Genomic DNA, 20,755 nt, shown 5'->3' with positions numbered 1-20,755 from the left:
AGTAAAAAGTGTGCTTGTTCGCTCGAAACCATTAGGGTTTCGGTGGTCATAGCGTGAGGGAAACGCCCGGTTACATTCCGAACCCGGAAGCTAAGCCTCACAGCGCCGATGGTACTGCAGGGGGGACCCTGTGGGAGAGTAGGACACCGCCGAACTCCTTTTGAAGCTCCGGCTCTTGGGCAGAACTGCCCAGGGGCCGGAGCTTTTTTGCGTTGAGGTAGGGTCAGGGGGCATCGTCGGCTCATTTCGCACAGGAGGCCCCCGGGTGGAGGTCCAGGAGACCCGTGTCCAGACAGACCGGGTCCTCACCATCCCCAACATCCTCAGCATGGCCCGGCTCGTCGGCGTACCGGTCTTCCTGTGGCTGATCCTCAGGCCCGAGTTCGGTGGCCCCAAGAGTGACCGCTGGGCCCTCCTGGTGCTCGCTTTCAGCGGGGTCAGCGACTATCTGGACGGCAAGCTCGCCCGGCGCTGGAATCAGATCAGCAGCCTCGGCCGGCTGCTCGACCCCGCGGCCGACCGGCTGTACGTCCTCTCGACGCTGCTGGGCCTCACCTGGCGGGAGATCCTCCCTGTCTGGCTCACCGCCCTTCTGCTGGCCCGCGAGCTGATGCTGCTGGTGATGGTGGGCATCCTCAGGCGTCACGGCTATCCGCCGCCGCAGGTGAACTTCCTCGGGAAGGCCGCCACGTTCAACCTGATGTGCGCCTTCCCGTTGCTGCTGCTCAGTGACGGAAACGGATGGATCGCGTCACTCGCCGCTGTTTTCGGATGGGCGTTCGCGGGATGGGGTACAACCCTCTACTGGTGGGCAGGAGTGCTCTACGTGGTACAAGTCCGTCGCCTGGTTCGCGCGGACGCCGTGACCGATTGAGCTCGTTGATTGTCCGGACAAAGTGGCCCGATGGCCCGCTGCCCAAAACTGCGGGACAATCTTGACGGGTGAAGTCGGCTAGACCGTCGTCTCTATAGGAGGACGCTCCCGACATGAAGGCCGTCGTGATGGCCGGTGGCGAAGGCACTCGCCTTCGCCCTATGACCTCCAGCATGCCCAAGCCGCTCCTTCCGGTGGCCAACCGCCCGATCATGGAGCATGTGCTGAGGCTGCTCAAAAGGCATGGGCTCAACGAGACCGTTGTCACCGTGCAGTTCCTGGCGTCGCTCGTCAAGAACTACTTCGGCGACGGCGAAGAGCTCGGAATGGAGCTCACATATGCCAACGAGGAGAAGCCACTCGGTACCGCCGGAAGCGTCAAGAACGCCGAAGAGGCGTTGAAGGACGATGCCTTCCTCGTCATCTCCGGCGATGCGCTGACCGACTTCGACCTCACGGACCTGATCAATTTCCACAAGGAGAAGGGCGCACTCGTCACGGTCTGCCTGACCAGGGTGCCCAACCCGCTGGAGTTCGGAATCACGATCGTCGACGAGGAAGGCAAGGTCGAGCGCTTCCTCGAGAAGCCGACCTGGGGGCAGGTCTTCTCCGACACGGTGAACACGGGCATCTACGTGATGGAGCCCGAAGTCTTCGACTACGTCGAGGCGGACGTGTCCGTCGACTGGTCCGGCGACGTCTTCCCGCAGCTCATGAAGGAAGGCAAGCCCATCTACGGGTATGTCGCCGAGGGCTACTGGGAGGACGTCGGCACCCACGAGAGCTACGTCAAGGCCCAGGCCGACGTGCTCGAGGGCAAGGTCAACGTCGACATCGACGGATTCGAGATCTCCCCGGGCGTCTGGGTGGCCGAGGGCGCCGAAGTGCATCCGGACGCCGTCCTGCGCGGACCCCTCTACATCGGCGACTACGCCAAGGTGGAAGCCGGCGCCGAGATCCGCGAACACACCGTCGTCGGCTCCAACGTCGTCGTCAAGAGCGGTGCCTTCCTGCACAGGGCGGTGGTGCACGACAACGTGTACATCGGCCAGCACAGCAATCTGCGTGGCTGTGTCGTCGGCAAGAACACCGACATCATGCGGGCGGCCCGGATCGAGGACGGCGCGGTCATCGGTGACGAGTGCCTGATCGGTGAAGAATCGATCGTTCAGGGCAATGTGCGGGTCTACCCGTTCAAGACCATCGAGGCCGGTGCCTTCGTCAACACCTCGGTCATCTGGGAGTCCAGAGGACAGGCGAACCTCTTCGGCGCCCGTGGTGTCACCGGCATCCTGAACGTGGAGATCACCCCCGAGCTGGCCGTACGGCTGGCCGGCGCCTACGCGACCACGCTGAAGAAGGGGTCCACGGTCACCACCGCCCGAGACCACTCCCGAGGCGCGCGTGCGCTCAAGCGGGCGGTGATCTCGGCGCTCCAGGCCAGCGCCATCGACGTACGGGACCTGGAGAACGTGCCGCTGCCCGTGGCGCGGCAGCAGACCGCGCGAGGCAGCGCCGGCGGCATCATGATCCGCACGTCGCCGGGGGTGCCGGACTCCGTCGACATCATGTTCTTCGACGGGCAGGGCGCCGACCTCTCCCAGGGCGGCCAGCGCAAGCTGGACCGCATCTTCGCGCGGCAGGAGTACCGCCGGGCCTTCCCAGGTGAGATCGGCGACCTGTACTTCCCGGCGAGCGTCTTCGACTCCTACACCGGCTCGCTGTTGCGCAACGTCGACACGACCGGCATAGCGGAGTCCGGCCTGAAGGTCGTCGTGGACGCCTCCAACGGCAGTGCCGGCCTCGTCCTGCCGAGCCTGCTGGGCAAGCTCGGCGTGGACTCGCTGACGATCAACCCGGGTCTCGACGAGTCCCGGCCCACGGAGACCGCCGAGATACGGCGCAGCGGGCTGGTACGGCTCGGGGAGATCGTGGCGTCCTCCAGGGCCGCGTTCGGTGTGCGGTTCGACCCGGTCGGCGAGCGGCTTTCGCTCGTCGACGAGAAGGGCCGGATCATCGAGGACGACCGGGCCCTGCTGGTGATGCTGGACCTGGTGGCCGCCGAGCGGCGCAGCGGCCGGGTGGCGCTTCCGGTCACCACGACCCGGATCGCCGAGCAGGTGGCGGCCTACCACGGCACGCAGGTCGAGTGGACGACCACGTCTCCGGACGACCTGACCCGGGTGGGCCGCGAAGAGGGCACGATCTTCGGTGGCGACGGCAAGGGCGGGTTCATCGTCCCCGAGTTCAGCGGCGTGTACGACGGCACGGCGGCGTTCGTACGGCTGATCGGTCTGGTGGCGCGCACCCAGCTCACGCTGAGCCAGATCGACGCGCGCATTCCGCGTGCGCACGTCCTCAAGCGGGACCTGGCGACCCCGTGGGCCGTCAAGGGCCTGGTGATGCGGCGGGTCGTCGAGGCGGCCGGGGACCGCTCCGTCGACACGACGGACGGGGTGCGGGTCGTCGAGAGCGACGGGCGCTGGGTCATGGTGCTGCCCGACCCGGCAGAGGCCGTCACCCATCTGTGGGCCGAGGGCCCCGACGACGCCTCCGCGCAGGCGCTGCTGGACGAGTGGGCGGCGGTGGTGGACAGCGCCGGCCGGTAAGTAGAACCGGCGGTCACGGGCGGTACGTTCCGGGCGGCAAATGGCACCGCACGCGCGCGTGCCGGACAAGTGTCCCCAAGGGGGCCTGTCCGGCACGCCGGAGGGGCCATTCGGAGGTACTGCTCGCGCCATGCGACGATGTGCGGCATGCCGCAGCCACCCCCCGTTCGGAGCAGCCCCTCGCCGCCGCGGCGTCCCGATGCCTCCATGTCGTTGATCACCAACGTCATGGACCACAGCCTCGACGACGGGTACGCCGAGGCCGCCGCCCGCAAGCAGGCCCAGGGCGAAGGGGGACTGCCGAAGACCCTCAGGGCGAAGCTGGTGCTCGCGGCCGGGCTGGTCCTGGCCGCGCTGGTCGTGACCGTGGGTGCGGCGCAGGCGCGCGTGGCGGCGCCCACGGTGGCCAAGGAGCGGCAGGAGCTGATCGACCGCATCGACCGGGAGACGGCGGCCGCCGACAAGCTGGAGAAGGACGTCGACCGGCTGCGCGACGACGTCGGCGCGCGCCAGCGTGCGGCGCTGAAGCGGAGCGGCGGCAGTGCCGACGCGGATCTGGTGGGCGTCCTCTCGGGGGCCACCCCGGTGCACGGTCCCGGGGTGAAGCTCGTGGTGGACGACGCCAAGGAGGCCAGCAGCGGCGGAGACGGCGCGAACCCGCGCGAGACCTCCGGGTTCTCCGACACCGGGCGGGTGCGTGACCGGGACATGCAGCGCGTGGTCAACGGGCTGTGGTCCTCGGGGGCCGAGGCCGTGTCGATCAACGGGCAGCGGCTGACGGCCCTGTCCGCCATCAGGGCGGCGGGCGACGCGATACTGGTCGACAACAAGCCGCTGGTGCCGCCGTACACGGTGCTGGCGGTGGGGGACGGGGAGCGGCTGAGCAACACGTTCCAGAACAGCGCGGACGGGCTCTATCTGCATGCGCTGGAACAGAACTTCGCCATTCGCGCCACCATCTCTACGGAGAGCGACGTCCGGTTGCCCTCCGCACCGAGTGTGATCGTACGAACAGCAGAGCCAGCGTTCGGGAACGCCGAGAAGACTGAGAAGGGCACATCGTGATCGCCGTATTGGGCCTCGTCGTGGGAGTCGTGGCCGGCTTGTTGGTCCGGCCTGAGGTTCCGGCGGTCGTCGAGCCTTATCTGCCGATCGCCGTCGTGGCGGCGCTGGACGCCGTGTTCGGTGGTCTGCGGGCCATGCTGGACGGCATCTTCGACGACAAGGTCTTCGTGGTGTCGTTCCTGTCGAACGTGGTGGTGGCCGCGCTGATCGTGTTCCTGGGCGACAAGTTGGGCGTGGGCGCGCAGCTGTCCACGGGTGTGGTGGTCGTGCTCGGCATCCGGATCTTCTCCAACGCCGCGGCGATCCGACGGCACGTCTTCCGGGCGTGAGACCGATGAGCAACCAGGACGAGCAGCCGGAGAACAAGCTGCGCAGGGAACTGCCCGACGAGGTGCCGCCTGCGGCTCCCGAGCCCGAGCGGCCGGCCGCCGAGGACGCCGAGGCGTCGCTCACCGGGCGGCAGCGGCTGGTGAAGGGGCTGTGGCCGCTGCGGATCACGCGTGCCCAACTCATCGTGGCGCTGCTGCTTTTCGGTCTCGGCTTCGGGCTGGCCGTGCAGGTGGCGTCGAACAGTGACAGCGACGGGGCGCTGCGCGGCGCACGCCAGGAAGATCTTGTTCGTATCCTCGATGAACTGGATTCCCGTACTCAGCGTCTTCAGGACGAGAAGCAGGGACTCGACAAGCAGCGCCAGGAGCTGCAGAGCAGCTCCGACCAGGCGGCCGAGGCGCGTCGGCAGACCGCCGAGAAGGAACGGCAACTCGGCATTCTGACGGGCAGTGTGGCGGCGCAGGGTCCCGGCATCACGATGACGATCGAGGACACGAAGGGGACGGTCAAGGCGGACATGCTGCTCGACGCGATCCAGGAGTTGCGCGCGGCCGGCGCGGAGGCGATTCAGGTCAACGGGGTGCGTGTCGTCGCGGGCACCTATTTCACCGACTCCGGCAAGAGCGTGAGCGTCGACGGGAACAAGATCAACGCCCCCTATCGTTTCAAGGTCATCGGTAAGTCGCAGGATCTGGAGCCGGCGCTCAACATCCCTGGAGGTGTGGTGCAGACCCTGGAGAAGGAGCAGGCCACGGCGACCGTCGAGCGGTCCGGCAAGATCGTCGTGGATGCCTTGCGACAGGTGAAGCAGCCTGACTACGCTCGGTCGTCCTCCCAGTGAACCGTCGGTGCATGGGGGACGTCCGGCACGGGCATGAGGTTGCGGGGGGTCGACGCACCGATGGGGCGGTGCGTGGTGGAAACTGTCTGGTGGCTACGGACGTTGTCAGGATGTCCGGGTCGGCCGGTGTAGGCAATCAGGGTTCGTCCTGCCCCACGGGCGGGTCTGTTTCGGTCAAGGGGAATCGCCCGTGAAGTTGTTTGCGAAGTTGTTCGGCAAGAGCGCACGAGAGGGCAGCGACAACGCGACCGCTCGTCATCGCGCAGAGCCTGACGCCGAGGGCCAGCGTCCGCTGTTCCGTGACCAGGTGGCTGGTCCGGGCGGTGACATTTCCGGAGGTCAGGGCGCGGCGTCTGTTGACCCTGCCCAGTCCGGCGGCATAGGTTTCGGGCAACCGTCAACCTCAAGTGCGGGTGGAGGGTTTGCTCCGGGCCCGTACGCTTCCAACGCCCCCGCGGGGCAGCCGCGGCAGGAGGATCCGTCCATGTCGGTCCTGGTGTGTACGAGGTGCGGTAACCGCAATGCGGAGAACGCGCGCTTCTGCTCGAACTGCGGTGCGCCGCTGCGTCCCGGTGTGACGCCGGAGCGCCCGTCCGAGACCACCTCCACGATCTCGATCTCCGGTCTCGAGGCGTACGACGCCGAGGTGACCGGGCAGACGCAGATGCCGATGCTCTCGCCCGAGGCGCAGGCCGCGGTCGACGCGCTGCCGGTGGGTTCGGCGCTGCTGGTGGTGCGGCGGGGCCCGAATTCGGGCAGCCGCTTCCTGCTGGACAGCGATCTGACCACGGCCGGCCGGCATCCGCAGAGCGACATCTTCCTGGACGACGTGACGGTCTCCCGTCGGCACGTGGAGTTCCGGCGCGCCGGGGACGGTTCGTTCACGGTGGCCGACGTGGGCAGCCTGAACGGCACGTACGTCAACCGGGAGCGGATCGACCAGGTCGCTCTGTCGAACGGCGACGAGGTGCAGATCGGCAAGTACCGGCTGGTCTTCTACGCGAGCCGGCAGGGCATCTGACCCTCCGGACTCCGTCCGGGGGGACCCCCAGGGAAGGTCCATGCTTCAAACACCGAGCGGCGGTGCCCGAAGCGGTACCGCCGCCACGGACAGAGGGCTGATGAGCATCGGCTCGGTGCTGAACCAGCTGCGCGAGGAGTTCCCCGAAGTCACGATCTCCAAGATCCGCTTCCTGGAGTCGGAGGGCCTCATCGAGCCGCAGCGGACCCCTTCGGGGTACCGCAAGTTCAGTGCCGGGGACGTGGAGCGTCTCGCTCACGTCCTGCGGATGCAGCGGGACCACTATCTGCCGCTGAAGGTGATCCGCGAGCACCTGGACGCCATGGAGCGGGGCGAGGCGGTCGCGCTGCCCGTCGTGGGGCGCCAGCGCACCGGGGAGGACGTGCCGGAGTTCCCCGAGCGGCCGACGGTGGCGCGGATCGGGCGCGGCGAGCTGCTGGCGGCGGCGGACATCGCCGAGGGGGACCTGCAGGAGTGGGAGTCGTACGGGCTCATCGCTCCGCTGGAGGACGGGGTGTACGACGCCGAGGCCGTCACCGTGGCCTCGCTGGTGTCCGAACTGGGCCGGTTCGGTATCGGGCCGCGTCACCTGCGGTTGATGAAGGCGGCGGCCGACCGCGAGGCGGGGCTGGTGGACCAGGTGGTGGCCCCACTGCGGCGCCACCGCAATCCGCAGACCCGCGCGCACGCCGAGGCCCGCACGAAGGAGCTGGCGGCGCTCACCATGCGGCTGCACGCGTCGCTGGTGCAGACGGCGCTCGGCGTCCGGTTGCCCTGAGCGACGGGGTGTGCCGGCGGCCGGATCGGCCACCTGTTCCCGGCCCGACTACCCAAACGTCCCGGGCACGGCCTAGGGTTGCTGTGTGAACGAGCTCGATGTCGTAGGTGTCCGGGTCGAGATGCCCTCCAACCAACCGATCGTGCTCCTGCGCGAAGTGGGGGGCGACCGCTACCTCCCCATCTGGATCGGGCCGGGGGAGGCGACGGCGATCGCCTTCGCCCAGCAGGGCATGGCCCCCGCGCGGCCGCTGACCCACGACCTGTTCAAGGACGTGCTGGAGGCCGTCGGCCAGGAGCTGACCGAAGTACGCATCACGGATCTGCGTGAGGGCGTCTTCTACGCGGAGCTGGTCTTCGCCAGCGGGGTCGAGGTGAGCGCGCGTCCCTCCGACGCCATAGCGCTCGCTCTGCGCACCGGGACGCCGATCTACGGCAGCGACACGGTGCTGGACGACGCCGGCATCGCGATCCCGGACGAGCAGGAGGACGAGGTGGAGAAGTTCCGCGAGTTCCTCGACCAGATCTCGCCCGAGGACTTCGGCAGCAGCAGCCAGTGAGGGCGGGCCGGCCGGGAGGTCCGCGTGTCCGCCGACGGGGTGGGCCGGCGGCTCGTGGCGGCCACGGGCACGGCAATTGCCACCGGCCATTGAGAGCGTCCTACGGCCCTGCGCGAGAGCATTCGGCTAGCCTTTCCCCGCGGTGAGGTGCGGGAAACCACTCCTAGGGTGATTATCACTCGGCGTGCCGAGTGTGGCGATCGTTGACGCACCCCTGGTGACTGCCTACCGTCGAGAAGGCAGGTCAAGGACGGAGGTCGGCGTGAGAACGAGCGGCGACGGTACGGCTGGGGGTGCCCCCGGACGAGGGTTCGGGGAGAGCGGTCCGTACCCTCCCCCGAGTTCTCAGCCGCGTGCGCGCGGGGGGTACGCCCATTCCGGCAGCGCGGTCGACCCCGCCCCGCAGCGGCCGACGGCGGTGCCGAACGGCGGAGGGGCGGCGTCCATGGAGACCGAGGAGATCGGCTACCGCGGGCCCACCGCCTGCGCGGCCGCCGGCATCACCTACCGGCAACTGGACTACTGGGCCCGCACCGGGCTCGTCGAACCGAGTGTGCGGGCCGCCTACGGGTCGGGCACGCAGCGCCTCTACAGCTTCCGCGACGTCGTCGTCCTCAAGATCGTCAAGCGGTTCCTGGACACCGGTGTCTCGCTGCAGAACATCCGCACGGCCGTCCAGCACCTCAGGGAACGCGGTTTCTGCGACCTGGAGCGCATGACGCTCATGAGCGACGGCGCCACGGTGTACGAGTGCACCTCGCCCGACGAGGTCCACGCGCTGCTCCAGGGCGGCCAGGGCATCTTCGGCATCGCCGTCGGCGTGGTCTGGCGGGACGTGGAAAGCGCGCTCTCGCAGCTGCACGGTGAGCGTGTCGACACCGGGGAGACGCTGGTCGGGCCCAACCCGGCGGACGAACTGGCGCGGCGGCGCAACCGGGCCGTCTGACGCGGCGTCCGGCGGGGCGGTCCGACGGGACCTCCGTGCCCCGGCGTTCCCCGCCGGGGCAATGTCAGTGCCGTGGTGCAGCATCGGACATGTGAGAAACGCGCCCACGATCCTGCATCTCGACATGGACGCCTTCTTCGCCTCGGTGGAGCAGGCGTCCAAGCCGAGCCTGCGCGGGAAGGCCGTCGTCGTGGGCGGGCTCGGACCACGCGGGGTGGTGGCCACCGCGTCGTACGAGGCGCGTGTCTTCGGGGTGCACTCGGCGATGCCCATGGCCCAGGCACGCCGGCTGGCGCCCAACGCCGCGTATCTCGTGCCCCGCTTCACCCTCTACCGGTCGATCAGCGAGCGGGTGATGGCGCTGCTGCGCGAGCTGTCACCCCTGGTGGAGCCGCTGAGCCTGGACGAGGCGTTCGTCGACCTGGAGGCCGCGGGAGCGGCCTGGGACGAGGCCTCGGCACGGCTGGCCGGGGCGAAGTTGCGCGCGGACATACGGGCGGCCACGGGCCTCACCGGGTCGGTGGGTCTGGCGGCCTCCAAGATGCTCGCGAAGATCGCCTCGGAGCAGGCCAAGCCCGACGGGCTGGTGCTCATCGAGCCCGGGACCGAGCGGGCGCTGCTGGGCCCCATGTCGGTGCGGACCCTGCCGGGGGTGGGTCCGGCCACCGGGGATCATCTGCGGCGGGCCGGGATCAGCACGGTCGGGGAACTGGCCGAGGCGGGGGAGGACGAACTGGTCCGGCTGCTGGGCAGGGCGCACGGGCACGCGCTGTACGCGATGGCGCTGGCCCACGACGAGCGGCCCGTGGTGGCCGAGCGGGAGACCAAGTCGGTGTCGGTCGAGGACACCTACGACGTGGACATCCACGACCGGACGCGGGTCGGTCTCGAGGTGCAGCGGCTCGCCGACCGGTGTGTCGGGCGGCTGCGCGGTGCGGGGCTGTCGGGCCGGACCATCGTGCTGAAGGTGCGGCGCTACGACTTCTCGACGCTGACCCGTTCCGAGACGCTCCGCGGGCCCACCGACGATCCGGCGGTGATCCGGGAGGCGGCCGCGCGGCTGCTGGAGGCCGTGGACACCACGGGCGGGGTGCGGCTGCTCGGCGTCGGTGTCTCCGGGCTGGCCGACTACACCCAGGAGGACCTGTTCGCGCAGGCTGCGCAGCCCTCGCGGGCGGCGGAGACGGAGGAGGAGGCGGCGGGAACACCGGGAGCGGAGCCCGAGGCCGTCGCGGAGCGGCCGGAGCCGGTGGAGCGGCGCTGGCGGGCCGGTCAGGACGTGCGGCACGCCGAGTGGGGCCACGGCTGGGTGCAGGGCAGCGGCCTGGGCCGGGTGACCGTGCGCTTCGAGACGCCTCTGTCGGAGCCGGGGAGGGTGCGGACGTTCCGGGTGGAGGAGCCCGCGCTGGAGCCGGCCGATCCGCTGCCGCTGGTGCCGGACGCGGACCCGCTGCCGCGGGTTTCGCCGTGAGGGGTGGCTCAGGTCTCCTCCGTGCCCGCCAGCTTGCCGAAGTCGTGGTCGGGGAACGCGCGGGGCGGGATCACATCGAGACCGTAGTGGTGGTAGAGCTGCAGTTCCTGTTCGGGGGAGAGGTGGCGGCCGACGCCGAAGTCGGGAGCGTCCTTGATGAGCGAGCGGTCGAAGGGGACCTGGAGGGCACCTTCCACCAGTTCGCTGGGCTCGAGGGGCACGAAGGCGTCCCGGGAGAACAGGCCGGTGCGTATGGCCGCCCACTCCGGCACGCCCGTCGCGTCGTCGAGGTACACCTCGTCGATGGTGCCGATCTTGGTGCCATTGCGGTCGAACGCCTTGCGGCCGATCAGGTTGCGCGGATCGATGTCGGTCTGCACGGTCCCTCTCCCTCCAGCTGGTCGCAACTCATCCGTAAGCACAACAAAAGAGCACATTCGGGGAGGCGGCCACTCGAGGGCTCGGGCGTTGACCTCGCTGGTACGCTGACAGCGGCTGCTGACCCCGTGCGGGAGAGTCCTCCGACCACCTCGGAGGCGCCGAAGGAGCAAATCCTCCCCGGAATCTCTCAGGCTCACGTACCGCACGGACGAGGTCACTCTGGAAAGCAGAGCGGATGTCGCCGGCGTCCGCTCTCACCGACGGTGAAAGCCGGGCGCTTCGGGCGCCCGGTGAAGCTCTCAGGTTGAGATGACAGAGGGGGAGGCCGTCGGGACACCCGCGCCGTGGTGTCCCTCGAAGGTCGTGTCAGACCAGGAGGCCTCCGCAATGACCGCCCATCGCATTCCGCTCTCCGAGCTCGAAGCGGGCATCCCCTTCGAGCAGCGCCACATCGGGCCCGACCAGGAGGCGCGGGCCAAGATGCTCGCGCACGTCGGCTACGGCTCCCTCGACGAGCTGACCGCCGCCGCCGTTCCGGATGTGATCAAGAACGCCGACGCCCTGGACCTGCCGGGCGCCCGCACCGAGGCCGAGGTCCTCGCCGAGCTCCGCTCGCTGGCCGACCGCAACCAGGTCCTGGGTTCCATGATCGGGCTCGGATACTACGGGACCTTCACCCCGCCGGTCGTGCTGCGCAACGTCATGGAGAACCCCGCCTGGTACACGGCCTACACGCCGTACCAGCCGGAGATCTCGCAGGGCCGCCTGGAGGCCCTGCTGAACTTCCAGACGATGGTCGCCGAGCTGACCGGCCTGCCGACCTCCGGCGCCTCCCTCCTGGACGAGGGCACCGCCGCCGCCGAGGCGATGTCGCTGTCCCGGCGCATGGGCAAGAACAAGAAGGGCCTGTTCCTGGTCGACGCGGACGCCCTGCCGCAGACCATCGCCGTCATCGAGACGCGCGCCGAGCCGACCGGCGTGGAGGTGGTCGTCGCCGACCTCACCGACGGCATCCCGGCCGACATCGCCGCGCGCGAGATCAACGGCGTGCTGGTCCAGTACCCGGGCGCCTCCGGTGCCGTGCGCGACCTCAAGCCGGTCATCGAGCAGGCGCACGGACTGGGCGCGCTCGTCACCGTCGCCGCCGACCTGCTCGCGCTCACCTTGCTGACCTCCCCGGGTGAGCTGGGCGCCGACATCGCCATCGGCACGACCCAGCGCTTCGGCGTACCCATGGGCTTCGGCGGGCCGCACGCGGGCTACATGGCGGTGCGCGAGAAGTTCGCGCGCAGCCTGCCCGGCCGTCTCGTGGGCGTGTCCGTGGACGCCGACGGCCACAGGGCCTACCGCCTCGCGCTGCAGACCCGTGAGCAGCACATCCGCCGTGAGAAGGCCACCAGCAACATCTGTACCGCGCAGGTGCTGCTCGCCGTCATGGCCGGCATGTACGCCGTCTACCACGGTCCCGAGGGCCTCAGGACCATCGCCCGCCGCACCCACCGCTACGCCACGGTCCTCGCCGAGGGTCTGCGGGCCGGCGGTGTCGAGATCGTCCACGGCGCCTACTTCGACACGCTCACCGCCCGCGTCCCGGGCCGGGCCGCCGAGGTCGTCGCCGCCGCCCGCGCCGGCGGCGTCAACCTGCGCGCGGTCGACGCGGACCAGGTCTCGCTGGCCTGCGACGAGACGACCAACCGGGCCCAGCTCGCCGCCGTCTTCGCCGCCTTCGGCGTCGAGGGGGACATCGAGGCCCTGGACGCGGCCGCCGAGGAGGCGCTGCCCGAGGCGCTGCTGCGCACCGACGACTACCTGGCCCACCCGGTCTTCCACGAGCACCGCTCGGAGACCGCGATGCTGCGCTACCTGCGCAGGCTCGCCGACCGCGACTACGCGCTCGACCGCGGCATGATCCCGCTGGGCTCCTGCACCATGAAGCTCAACGCGACCACCGAGATGGAGCCGGTGACCTGGCCCGAGTTCGGCCAGCTGCACCCGTTCGCGCCCGCCGAGCAGGCCGAGGGCTACCTGACGCTCATCCACGAGCTGGAGGACCGCCTCGCCGAGGTCACCGGCTACGACAAGGTCTCGCTCCAGCCGAACGCCGGTTCGCAGGGCGAGCTGGCCGGCCTGCTGGCCGTGCGCGGCTACCACCGCGCCAACGGCGACGAGCAGCGCACCGTCTGCCTCATCCCGTCCTCCGCGCACGGCACCAACGCCGCCAGCGCCGTGATGGCCGGCATGAAGGTCGTCGTCGTCAAGACCGCCGAGGACGGCGAGATCGACGTCGCCGACCTGCGGGCCAAGATCGAGCAGTACCGCGACGAGCTGTCCGTCCTGATGATCACCTACCCGTCGACGCACGGCGTCTTCGAGGAGCACGTCGCGGACATCTGCGCCCAGGTCCACGAGGCCGGCGGCCAGGTGTACGTCGACGGCGCCAACCTCAACGCCCTGGTCGGCCTCGCCAAGCCGGGCCACTTCGGCGGCGACGTCTCGCACCTGAACCTGCACAAGACCTTCTGCATCCCGCACGGCGGCGGCGGCCCCGGCGTCGGCCCGGTCGCGGTCCGCGGGCACCTGGCCCCGTACCTGCCCAACCACCCGATGCAGCCGGCGGCCGGCCCGGAGACGGGCGTCGGCCCGATCTCGGCGGCGCCCTGGGGCAGCGCGGGCATCCTGCCCATCTCCTGGGCGTACGTCAGGCTGATGGGCGGCGAGGGCCTCAAGCGCGCCACCCAGGTGGCGGTGCTCTCCGCGAACTACATCGCCAAGCGTCTCGAGCCGCACTACCCGGTGCTCTACACCGGCCCCGGCGGTCTGGTCGCGCACGAGTGCATCATCGACCTGCGCCCGCTGACCAAGGCGACCGGCGTGAGCGTGGACGACGTGGCCAAGCGCCTGATCGACTACGGCTTCCACGCGCCCACCATGTCCTTCCCGGTGGCCGGCACGCTGATGATCGAGCCCACCGAGTCCGAGGACCTCGCCGAGCTGGACCGTTTCTGCGACGCGATGATCGCCATCCGCGCGGAGATCGAGAAGGTCGGCTCGGGCCAGTGGCCCGCGGAGGACAACCCGCTGCGCAACGCCCCGCACACGTCGCGGGCGCTGGGCGGGGAGTGGGACCACGCCTACAGCCGCGAGGAGGCCGTCTTCCCGGCCGGTGTCGTGGCCTCCGACAAGTACTGGCCGCCGGTGCGCCGCATCGACCAGGCCTTCGGCGACCGCAACCTGGTGTGCTCCTGCCCGCCGCTGGACGCCTACGAGGACTGAGGCGAGTAGTACAGGAGGGCCCCCGTCCGTGCAGGGCGGGGGCCCTCCCGCGTCCCGCGCCCGGTCAGGCGGTGGCGAGCGCCACCTCGGTCGCCTTGATCAGGGCGATCACGTCGGAGCCCACGAACAGTCCCAGGTCGGTGGCCGCGTCTTTGGTGATCGCCGCGGTGAGTTCGGCGCCGGGCAGGGTGACCTTCACCGTGGCCATGACCGTGCCCAGTTCCAGGTGGGTGACGGCCCCGGCCAGCTGGTTGCGGATCGACAGGCCCTCGTCGCGGCTCGTGGCGATGGAGACCTCCGTCGACTTCACCAGCGCGCGGACGGCCGTGCCCGGGGCGAGGCCGAGCTGCTCGACGGCCTCCAGGGTGACGGCCGAGGTGAGGTCCTGCCCGCCGTCGAGGCGGACCTTGACGGTGGCCATGACCCCGCCGGGGCGTACCTCGGTGACGGTGCCGGGGAGCTGGTTGCGGATGCTCAGTGTCATGGGCACCCACCGTAGGGCGCGCGGGCGTTCAGGCCGGGTACGCGTGCGTCTGGGTCGCCTTGACCGTCGCCCAGACAGCGGCGCCCGGGTGCAGGCCGAGCTCCGCAGCGGCGACCGTGGTGAGGTCGGCGGCGAGCGGCAGCCCGCCGGTGAGGTCGGCGCGGATCTGGTCGCCGTGGGTCTCCAGGCCGGCCACCTCGCAGCGCCACAGGTTGCGGGCGCTGGCCCCCGTGGGCCGGTCCCGGAACAGGGTGACGGCGCCCGGCGGGAAGGCCACGAAAACGGGTCCGGACAGCATCTCCGTGGTGGTGATCGTGGCCCCGGCGTCGAGCCGCACCGTGTGGCCTTCGGCCTGACCCCGGTAGAGGTTGAGGCCGACGAGCTGGGCGATGTAGTCCGTGCGCGGACGGCGGGCGATGTCCGACGGGGTGCCCTCCTGCACGACCCGGCCGTGCTCGACGACGACCAGCCGGTCGGCGAGCACCATGGCGTCCAGCGGGTCGTGGGTGACCAGGACGGCGACCGCCTCGAACTCGGCGAGGTGCCGGCGCAGCTGGGCGCGGACCTCCAGCCGGGTGCGGGCGTCCAGGGCCGCGAGCGGCTCGTCGAGGAGCAGCAGCCGGGGCCCGGTGGCCAGGGCGCGGGCGAGCGCGACGCGCTGGGCCTGGCCGCCGGAGAGCCGGCGGGGCTTGGCGCCGGCGTGGTCGGCCAGGCCCATGCGGTCCAGCCAGGCGGCGGCCTGGGCGCGTGCCTCGGCCTTGCCGGTGCCCTGGCAGCGCGGTCCGAAGGCCACGTTGTCCAGGGCGGACAGGTGCGGGAAGAGCAGGTAGTCCTGGAAGACCACGCCGACCGGGCGGGACTCGGGCGGTGTGTGCTCCAAGGATGCGCCGTCCAGCCGCAGGTGGCCGTCGGTGAGCGGGACGAGACCGGCGAGGGCGCGCAGCGCGGTCGTCTTGCCGGCGCCGTTGGGTCCCAGCACCGCGACGACGTCACCGGGGGCGGCGGTCAGGGCGACGTCGAGCCGGAAGGGGCCCCGGTCCACGACGAGCCGGGCGTCGAGTCCCCACTCGCCCCGTACCGCGAGGTCGGGCTTGCGGGAGTCGGTGTCGGTCATGGGTCCGTCCGTCGGCACAAGGGGGGGCACAGGTGCGGGGTCGTCGTCCTCCATCCTGACGGCATCGTCAGGATCCCGTCAGCCACCGGTCGCGCAGTCCGGCGAGCACCGCGATGGACACGGCGAGCAGGACGAGGCTGAGCGCGATGGCGGCCTCGGGGTCGTTCTGCAGGGCGAGGTAGACAGCGAGGGGCATGGTCTGGGTACGGCCGGGGAAGTTGCCCGCGAAGGTGATCGTCGCGCCGAACTCGCCGAGCGCGCGGGCCCAGGCCAGGACCGCGCCCGCGGCGATGCCGGGGGCGATCAGCGGCAGCGTGACCCGGCGGAACGCGGTGAAGCGGGATGCGCCGAGCGTGGCGGCCGCCTCCTCGAAGCGCGAGTCGGCGGCCCGTAGGGTGCCCTCGACGCTGATGACCAGGAAGGGCATGGCGACGAAGGCCTCCGCGACCACCACGCCCGCGGTGGTGAACGGCAGGGTGATTCCGAACCAGGAGTCGAGCCACTCGCCGACGACGCCGTTGCGGCCCAGGGCGAGCAGCAGCGCCACCCCGCCGACCACGGGCGGCAGGACGAGCGGCAGGGTCACCAGGGCCCGCACCAGGCGGCGGCCGGGGAAGTCGGTCCGGGCCAGCAGCCAGGCCAGCGGCACCCCCAGAACGAGGCACAGCGCGGTCGCCGCCGTCGCGCTGACCAGCGAGAGCTGGAGCGCCTGCCACACCTCGGCGCTGGTCAGCTGGTCCGGCAGGCTGCTCCAGGGGGCGCGGACGAGCAGCGCGACGAGCGGCAGCAGCAGGAACGCCAGGGCGGCGAGGCCGGGCACCAGCAGGGGCAGCGGCACCCCGCGGGCACGACGGCGCCGCGGCCCGCCCGTGCGGGGGCGGGTCGCGGCGCCGGGCTCGTCGAGCGAGGTCACGACTTGAGGAACCCGGCCTCGCTCAGGACCCGCCCGCCCTCGGCGGACCGCACCAGCGTGATGAACGCCTTGGCCGCCTCGGCGTTCTGGGCGTTCTTCAGCAGGGCGATCGGGTAGTCGTTGATGGCCTTGGCCGACTCGGGGAACTCCACGCCCTCCACCTTGTCACCCGCGGCCTTCACATCGGTCTTGTAGACCACCGCGGCGTCGGCCTCCTTCAGCTCGACCTTCGTCAGGGCGCCCTTGACGTCCTGCTCGTAGGAGACCGGGGTGAGCTTCAAGTCGCCGGCGTCGAGGGCCTTCTGGGCGGCGGCGCCGCACGGCACGGTCTTGTCGCACAGCACGACCTTCAGACCGGACTTGGTGAGGTCCTTCAGGGAGGTGACCTTGTCGGGGTTGCCCGGCAGGGTGGCGATCTCCAGCCGGTTGCGGACGAAGGTGGCCGGGGTGCCGACCGCGTCCTTCTTGCCCGTCACGAGCGCCATGGTCTTGGGGCTGGCGGCGGCGAACACGTCCGCGGGGGCGCCGCCGGTGATGCCTGCGGCGAGGGCGTCGCTGCCGCCGAAGTTGAAGGTGACCTTGGTGCCCGGGTGCTGCTGCTCGAACTGCTTGCCCAGGGCCGTGAAGCTCTCCTTCAGGGAGGCCGCGGCGAACACGGTGACCGTGCCGGACAGATTCGGGGAGGCGGAGCCGGACTTGTCCGACTTCGCGGAGGAGTCGTCGGACGAGGAGGAGCAGGCGCTGAGTGCCATCAGGGCGGCGGCTCCCGCACCGGCCAGCTGCAGCATCCGCCGGGTCCGGCGCACGGAACGGGTCATCGGGATCTACTCCTCGGGATCGGGGAACAACGGTCGCGCCCTGCGACGGCCGGGCTTCGGCCGTGTGGCGATGATACTGCCGCATCTGCTAGCCGTAAGTCTCCTGTCGCATTGCATGAGCTGCGGACTCGCGACTTGTAGCTTGCATGTGCGTTTGTACAGCGCCCGTCGGCGGGTACGGTTTTCCGGGAGGTGGTCGCAGGTGGAGCTCGCGGAACTCGCCCTGACCGGAGATCTGGTCCGACCGGCACGGCTGACCGTCCCGGATCTGCTGCGCCGCCCGCAGCACGAAGTGCGGGTCAGCTTCGAATGCGCGACCAGCGGCGTCCAGCATCACCGGTTCACCGGCCCGCGCCTGTACGACCTGCTCGCCGACGCGGGGCCCGTGTTCGACCCGGCGCGGCGCAAGGACCGGCTGCGCTTCCTCATCGCCGTCACCGGCACCGACGGCCACCGCGCCCTGCTGTCCTGGGCCGAGATCGACCCCGACTTCGCCGACGCCCCCGTCCTGCTCGCCGTCACCGCCGACGGCATCCCGCTGGACGCGGCGGGCCCGCAACTGGTGCTTCCGCAGGACCGGTGCGGGGGCCGGCACATCAGCGGCATCACGGCGATACGGGTCGACGGCGGGTACGGTTTCGGCGCTCCACTGCCCGCGACACCCGGTCGCGCGTCAGCGGCGGCTCCGTGAGCCGCACGCCGGTCGCGTCCCGCACGGCGCCGGGGCGACCGGACTGACGGGGCTCTCCGCCGGCTCGGGAACTGCGGGAACCGACTCAGACGCGGTCGATGTGCACGTTCGTGGACTTCACCCGGGCGGTTGCCTCCATGCCGACCTCGAGGCCCAGCTCCTCCACGGCCTCCCGGGTGAGCAGGGAGACCAGCCGGTGCGGGCCCGCCTGGATCTCCACCTGCGCGGCGACGTCACCGAGCTTGATGGCGGTCACGATGCCCGGGAAGGCGTTGCGCACCGAGGTGGAGGAGACCTCCTCCTCGCCGGCGCCGCCCGCCTTGGCCAGTTCGACCGAGAACGCGGCGAGGTCCCTGCCGTCGATGAGCCGCCGTCCGGCCTCGTCGCGATGGGTGGTCACCCGGCCGGCGTCGGCCCAGCGGCGGGCGGTGTCCGGGCTCACGCCGAGCAGCCGCGCCGCCTGGCCGATCGTGTAGGACTGCATGCGGGTCACGATAGGGCCACCGGTGGGGGAGAGGCGGCCTGGGGCCGAGGGGCCGGCCGGGGGTCAGCCCGTGTGCACGCGCGGCCGGCGGGCTCGGTCGCGCTCCGCCTCGCGCAGCACCTCGCGGGTGACCGGGGCCACCTCGCCCTGACCGAAGAGGAAGAAGCGCAGGAAGTTGGCGAACGGATTGCCCTCGGTCCACTCGAAGTAGATGTGCGGGGTGCAGCCCGTCAGGTCACGAACGTGGAGGAGGAGAGCGGCCAGGGCGTTGGGCACGGAGGCGGACTCCACGCTCAGGACGCGGTACCGGCCGTGCATGACCTCGCCGTGTACGGTCAGGCCCCCTTCGAACTCGGAGGGGTCGGTCACCGTCACCTCGACGAAGACGAAGTCGTCCTGCTCGGGCATGTCGTTGTCGGCGCGGATCTGCTCGATCTTGTCGCGGTACTCGGCCTTGTCGCGCCGGTCGGGCTCGTTGGCGATGAACCGCATCTTGCGGCTGGCCATGTCCCGGACGAAACGTTCCGCCATCGGGTCCATCGTCACGCTGGTCACCCGTAGCTCGAAGGCGCGGGCCAGCCGGGACAGCAGCGAGACCATGATGATGCCCGCGATGAAGCAGGCGCCGATCTTCACACCGTCCGGACGCTCGATGACGTTGACGACGGTCGTGTACAGGAAGACCACCGAGATGACCGCGAACGTGACGGTCCAGCGCCGCTGCCGCGCCTTGCGGGCGGCGATGGTCACCGCGATGGCCGCCGAGCTGATCAGCACCAGCACACCGGTGGCGTAGGCACCGCCCTGCTTGTCCACACTGGCGTCGAAGATCCAGGTCACCAGGAAGGCGATCAGGGTGAAGACGATGACCATCGGGCGCACGGCGCGGGCCCAGTGGGGGGCCATGCCGTAGCGCGGGAGGTAGCGGGGCATGAGGTTGAGCAGGCCCGCCATCGCGGAGGCGCCCGCGAACCACAGGATGGCGATCGTGGAGACGTCGTAGACCGTGCCGAAGGCCCCGCCCAGGTACTGGTGGGCGAGGTAGGCGAGCGCGCGGCCGTTGGCCGGGCCGCCCGGCTTGAACTCGTTCTCCGGGATCAGCAGCGTGGTGATGAAGCTGGTGGCGATCAGGAAGCAGCTCATGATGACGGCCGCGGTCGTCAGGAGCTTCTTGGCGTCCCGGATCCGGCCCTTGGGGAGGGCCTCGGTGTCGCTCGCGTCGCCACGGACGTGCGGCATGACGGCGACGCCGGTCTCGAATCCGGACAGGCCGAGGGCGAGTTTCGGGAAGACGATGAGGGCGACGCCGATCATGACGAAGACGTTGCCGTGTTCCGCGGTCAGCGCGTTGGCCCAGTCGGTGACCACGTGCTCCGCGGTGACGACGTGCCAGATGCCGACGGCCACGACCACGACGTTGAGCGCGAGGTAGATGCCGACCAGGGCGACCGCGACGCCGATGGCCTCCAGGAAGCCCTTGAGGAACACCGCGCCGAGCAGGGCGACCAGGAGCAGGGTGATCAGCATCTGGTAGCCGTGCAGCGCGCTCGTGAGGTGCGGGTTCTCCACCAGGTGGGTGGAGGCGTCGGCGGCGGAGAGGGTGATGGTGATCAGGAAGTCCGTGGCCGCGAAGCCCAGCAGGGTGAGGACGAACAGCTTGCCCTTCCAGAACGACAGCAGCCGCTCCAGCATCGCGATGGAACCCTCGCCGTGCGGGCTCTCCTCGGCCACCCGGCGGTAGACCGGCAGGGCGCCCGCCAGGGTGACGATGACGAGCACGATGGTGGCGATGGGCGACAGCAGGCCGGCCGCGAGGGCCGCGATGCCGGGCTGGTAGCCGAGGGTGGAGAAGTAGTCGACGCCGGTCAGGCACATCACGCGCCACCAGCGCTGGCCCTGGTGCGCGGGCTCGGGCTCCGCGTGGGGTCCGGTGAGGCCGCCGTGCTTGCCCATGTCGGACAGGCCCTCCAGCATCCAGGCGCGCAGGCGACTGGGAGGGTGCTCGGTCGTGACCATCGGCGTGCTCCTGTGTGTGGCTCAGCTGTTCGGCCATCACCGGGACGGCGGCTTCAGCGTAAGCGGAGAGTGACGCCTGGGCCCACG

18 protein-coding genes, 1 rRNA gene, 1 pseudogene and 1 riboswitch are annotated in these 20,755 nt (G+C 70.5%); of the genes and pseudogenes, 13 read left to right on the top strand and 7 right to left on the bottom strand.

Annotated features, from left to right (window positions below; all coding sequences use genetic code 11):
• The first annotated feature begins 38 nt into the window (after positions 1-38).
• The 11 genes and pseudogenes from rrf to V7E45_RS15475 all read left to right on the top strand — a co-directional run bounded on the left by rrf (position 39) and on the right by V7E45_RS15475 (position 10,581).
• Positions 39-155: ribosomal RNA gene (gene rrf, locus V7E45_RS15525) — 5S ribosomal RNA — on the top strand.
• 110 nt (positions 156-265) lie between these two features.
• Positions 266-874, top strand: a complete 609-nt coding sequence (locus tag V7E45_RS15520; protein WP_333774743.1) for a CDP-alcohol phosphatidyltransferase family protein — start codon at positions 266-268, stop codon at positions 872-874.
• 113 nt (positions 875-987) lie between these two features.
• Positions 988-3,483, top strand: a complete 2,496-nt coding sequence (locus V7E45_RS15515; protein WP_333774742.1) for a mannose-1-phosphate guanyltransferase — start codon at positions 988-990, stop codon at positions 3,481-3,483.
• Between the two features lie 147 nt (positions 3,484-3,630).
• A complete protein-coding gene (locus V7E45_RS15510; RefSeq protein ID WP_333774741.1) occupies positions 3,631-4,548 on the top strand; it encodes a DUF881 domain-containing protein in 918 nt (305 codons plus the stop codon).
• Positions 4,545-4,877, top strand: a complete 333-nt coding sequence (locus tag V7E45_RS15505) for a small basic family protein (protein WP_003988855.1) — start codon at positions 4,545-4,547, stop codon at positions 4,875-4,877. The genes V7E45_RS15510 and V7E45_RS15505 overlap by 4 nt, the downstream gene beginning before the upstream one ends.
• Positions 4,878-4,882: 5 nt before the next feature.
• Positions 4,883-5,719 carry a DUF881 domain-containing protein gene (locus tag V7E45_RS15500; RefSeq protein WP_333774740.1) on the top strand — a complete coding sequence of 279 codons (837 nt, stop codon included), beginning with the start codon at positions 4,883-4,885 and terminating at the stop codon, positions 5,717-5,719.
• A 190-nt stretch (positions 5,720-5,909) separates the two neighbouring features.
• A complete protein-coding gene (locus V7E45_RS15495) occupies positions 5,910-6,740 on the top strand; it encodes an FHA domain-containing protein (RefSeq protein ID WP_333774739.1) in 831 nt (276 codons plus the stop codon).
• A gap of 40 nt (positions 6,741-6,780) precedes the next feature.
• The gene (gene ftsR / locus V7E45_RS15490) at positions 6,781-7,518 is read left to right on the top strand and encodes a transcriptional regulator FtsR (protein ID WP_333774738.1); all 738 of its coding nucleotides are present in this window, start codon (positions 6,781-6,783) and stop codon (positions 7,516-7,518) included.
• Positions 7,519-7,603: 85 nt separating this feature from the next.
• The gene (locus V7E45_RS15485) at positions 7,604-8,077 is read left to right on the top strand and encodes a bifunctional nuclease family protein (protein WP_003988851.1); all 474 of its coding nucleotides are present in this window, start codon (positions 7,604-7,606) and stop codon (positions 8,075-8,077) included.
• A 262-nt stretch (positions 8,078-8,339) separates the two neighbouring features.
• Complete coding sequence (locus tag V7E45_RS15480; protein WP_333774737.1) at positions 8,340-9,023, top strand: MerR family transcriptional regulator; 684 nt, start codon at positions 8,340-8,342, stop codon at positions 9,021-9,023.
• Positions 9,024-9,114: 91 nt separating this feature from the next.
• Positions 9,115-10,581 (top strand): annotated as a pseudogene (locus tag V7E45_RS15475) (DNA polymerase IV).
• Here V7E45_RS15475 and V7E45_RS15470 read toward each other — a convergent pair.
• Positions 10,503-10,874 carry a PRC-barrel domain-containing protein gene (locus V7E45_RS15470; RefSeq protein WP_333774735.1) on the bottom strand — a complete coding sequence of 124 codons (372 nt, stop codon included), beginning with the start codon at positions 10,872-10,874 and terminating at the stop codon, positions 10,503-10,505. The pseudogene V7E45_RS15475 and the gene V7E45_RS15470 sit on opposite strands and share 79 nt — an antisense overlap.
• Positions 10,875-10,993: 119 nt before the next feature.
• Positions 10,994-11,088, top strand: a riboswitch (glycine riboswitch).
• Between the two features lie 174 nt (positions 11,089-11,262).
• On the opposite strand from V7E45_RS15470, the gene gcvP reads away from it, so the two are divergent.
• Entirely contained in the window at positions 11,263-14,148 is a 2,886-nt protein-coding gene (gcvP, locus tag V7E45_RS15465) for an aminomethyl-transferring glycine dehydrogenase (RefSeq protein ID WP_333774734.1), read from the top strand.
• Positions 14,149-14,212: 64 nt separating this feature from the next.
• Here the strand turns inward: gcvP and V7E45_RS15460 are convergent, their stop codons facing one another.
• The 4 genes from V7E45_RS15460 to modA form a co-directional block, all read right to left on the bottom strand.
• Positions 14,213-14,632 carry a TOBE domain-containing protein gene (locus V7E45_RS15460; RefSeq protein WP_333774733.1) on the bottom strand — a complete coding sequence of 140 codons (420 nt, stop codon included), beginning with the start codon at positions 14,630-14,632 and terminating at the stop codon, positions 14,213-14,215.
• 28 nt (positions 14,633-14,660) lie between these two features.
• A complete protein-coding gene (locus V7E45_RS15455; protein WP_333774732.1) occupies positions 14,661-15,746 on the bottom strand; it encodes an ABC transporter ATP-binding protein in 1,086 nt (361 codons plus the stop codon).
• A gap of 67 nt (positions 15,747-15,813) precedes the next feature.
• Positions 15,814-16,659 (bottom strand): ABC transporter permease, encoded by an 846-nt coding sequence (locus V7E45_RS15450; protein WP_333774731.1) that lies wholly within the window; start codon positions 16,657-16,659, stop codon positions 15,814-15,816.
• Positions 16,656-17,477, bottom strand: a complete 822-nt coding sequence (gene modA, locus V7E45_RS15445; RefSeq protein WP_333774730.1) for a molybdate ABC transporter substrate-binding protein — start codon at positions 17,475-17,477, stop codon at positions 16,656-16,658. The genes V7E45_RS15450 and modA overlap by 4 nt, the downstream gene beginning before the upstream one ends.
• 202 nt (positions 17,478-17,679) lie before the next feature.
• On the opposite strand from modA, the gene V7E45_RS15440 reads away from it, so the two are divergent.
• Positions 17,680-18,168, top strand: a complete 489-nt coding sequence (locus V7E45_RS15440) for a molybdopterin-dependent oxidoreductase (protein ID WP_333774729.1) — start codon at positions 17,680-17,682, stop codon at positions 18,166-18,168.
• 85 nt (positions 18,169-18,253) lie between these two features.
• Here V7E45_RS15440 and V7E45_RS15435 read toward each other — a convergent pair whose 3' ends face one another.
• Together V7E45_RS15435 and V7E45_RS15430 are read right to left on the bottom strand one after the other, a co-directional pair.
• Entirely contained in the window at positions 18,254-18,652 is a 399-nt protein-coding gene (locus V7E45_RS15435) for a TOBE domain-containing protein (protein ID WP_333774728.1), read from the bottom strand.
• A gap of 63 nt (positions 18,653-18,715) precedes the next feature.
• On the bottom strand, positions 18,716-20,668 hold the full coding sequence (locus V7E45_RS15430) for an amino acid transporter (protein WP_333774727.1): 1,953 nt from the start codon (positions 20,666-20,668) through the stop codon (positions 18,716-18,718).
• Positions 20,669-20,755 lie beyond the last annotated feature (87 nt).

This window comes from Streptomyces sp. IBSBF 3136 (genome assembly GCF_036815105.1).
In the GTDB taxonomy this organism is placed as follows: domain Bacteria; phylum Actinomycetota; class Actinomycetes; order Streptomycetales; family Streptomycetaceae; genus Streptomyces.
This window is presented reverse-complemented; position numbering and strand designations above follow the sequence as displayed.

Bases quoted from the DNA above. Each gene is read 5' to 3' on its own strand.
- V7E45_RS15515 (WP_333774742.1), top strand. From the start codon at position 988: ATGAAGGCCGTCGTGATGGCCGGTGGCGAAGGCACTCGCCTTCGCCCT.
- V7E45_RS15510 (WP_333774741.1), top strand. From the start codon at position 3,631: ATGCCGCAGCCACCCCCCGTTCGGAGCAGCCCCTCGCCGCCGCGGCGT.
- V7E45_RS15500 (WP_333774740.1), top strand. From the start codon at position 4,883: ATGAGCAACCAGGACGAGCAGCCGGAGAACAAGCTGCGCAGGGAACTG.
- ftsR (WP_333774738.1), top strand. From the start codon at position 6,781: ATGCTTCAAACACCGAGCGGCGGTGCCCGAAGCGGTACCGCCGCCACG.
- gcvP (WP_333774734.1), top strand. From the start codon at position 11,263: ATGACCGCCCATCGCATTCCGCTCTCCGAGCTCGAAGCGGGCATCCCC.
- V7E45_RS15460 (WP_333774733.1), bottom strand. From the start codon at position 14,632: ATGACACTGAGCATCCGCAACCAGCTCCCCGGCACCGTCACCGAGGTA.
- V7E45_RS15455 (WP_333774732.1), bottom strand. From the start codon at position 15,746: ATGACCGACACCGACTCCCGCAAGCCCGACCTCGCGGTACGGGGCGAG.
- modA (WP_333774730.1), bottom strand. From the start codon at position 17,477: ATGACCCGTTCCGTGCGCCGGACCCGGCGGATGCTGCAGCTGGCCGGT.
- V7E45_RS15435 (WP_333774728.1), bottom strand. From the start codon at position 18,652: ATGCAGTCCTACACGATCGGCCAGGCGGCGCGGCTGCTCGGCGTGAGC.
- V7E45_RS15430 (WP_333774727.1), bottom strand. From the start codon at position 20,668: ATGGTCACGACCGAGCACCCTCCCAGTCGCCTGCGCGCCTGGATGCTG.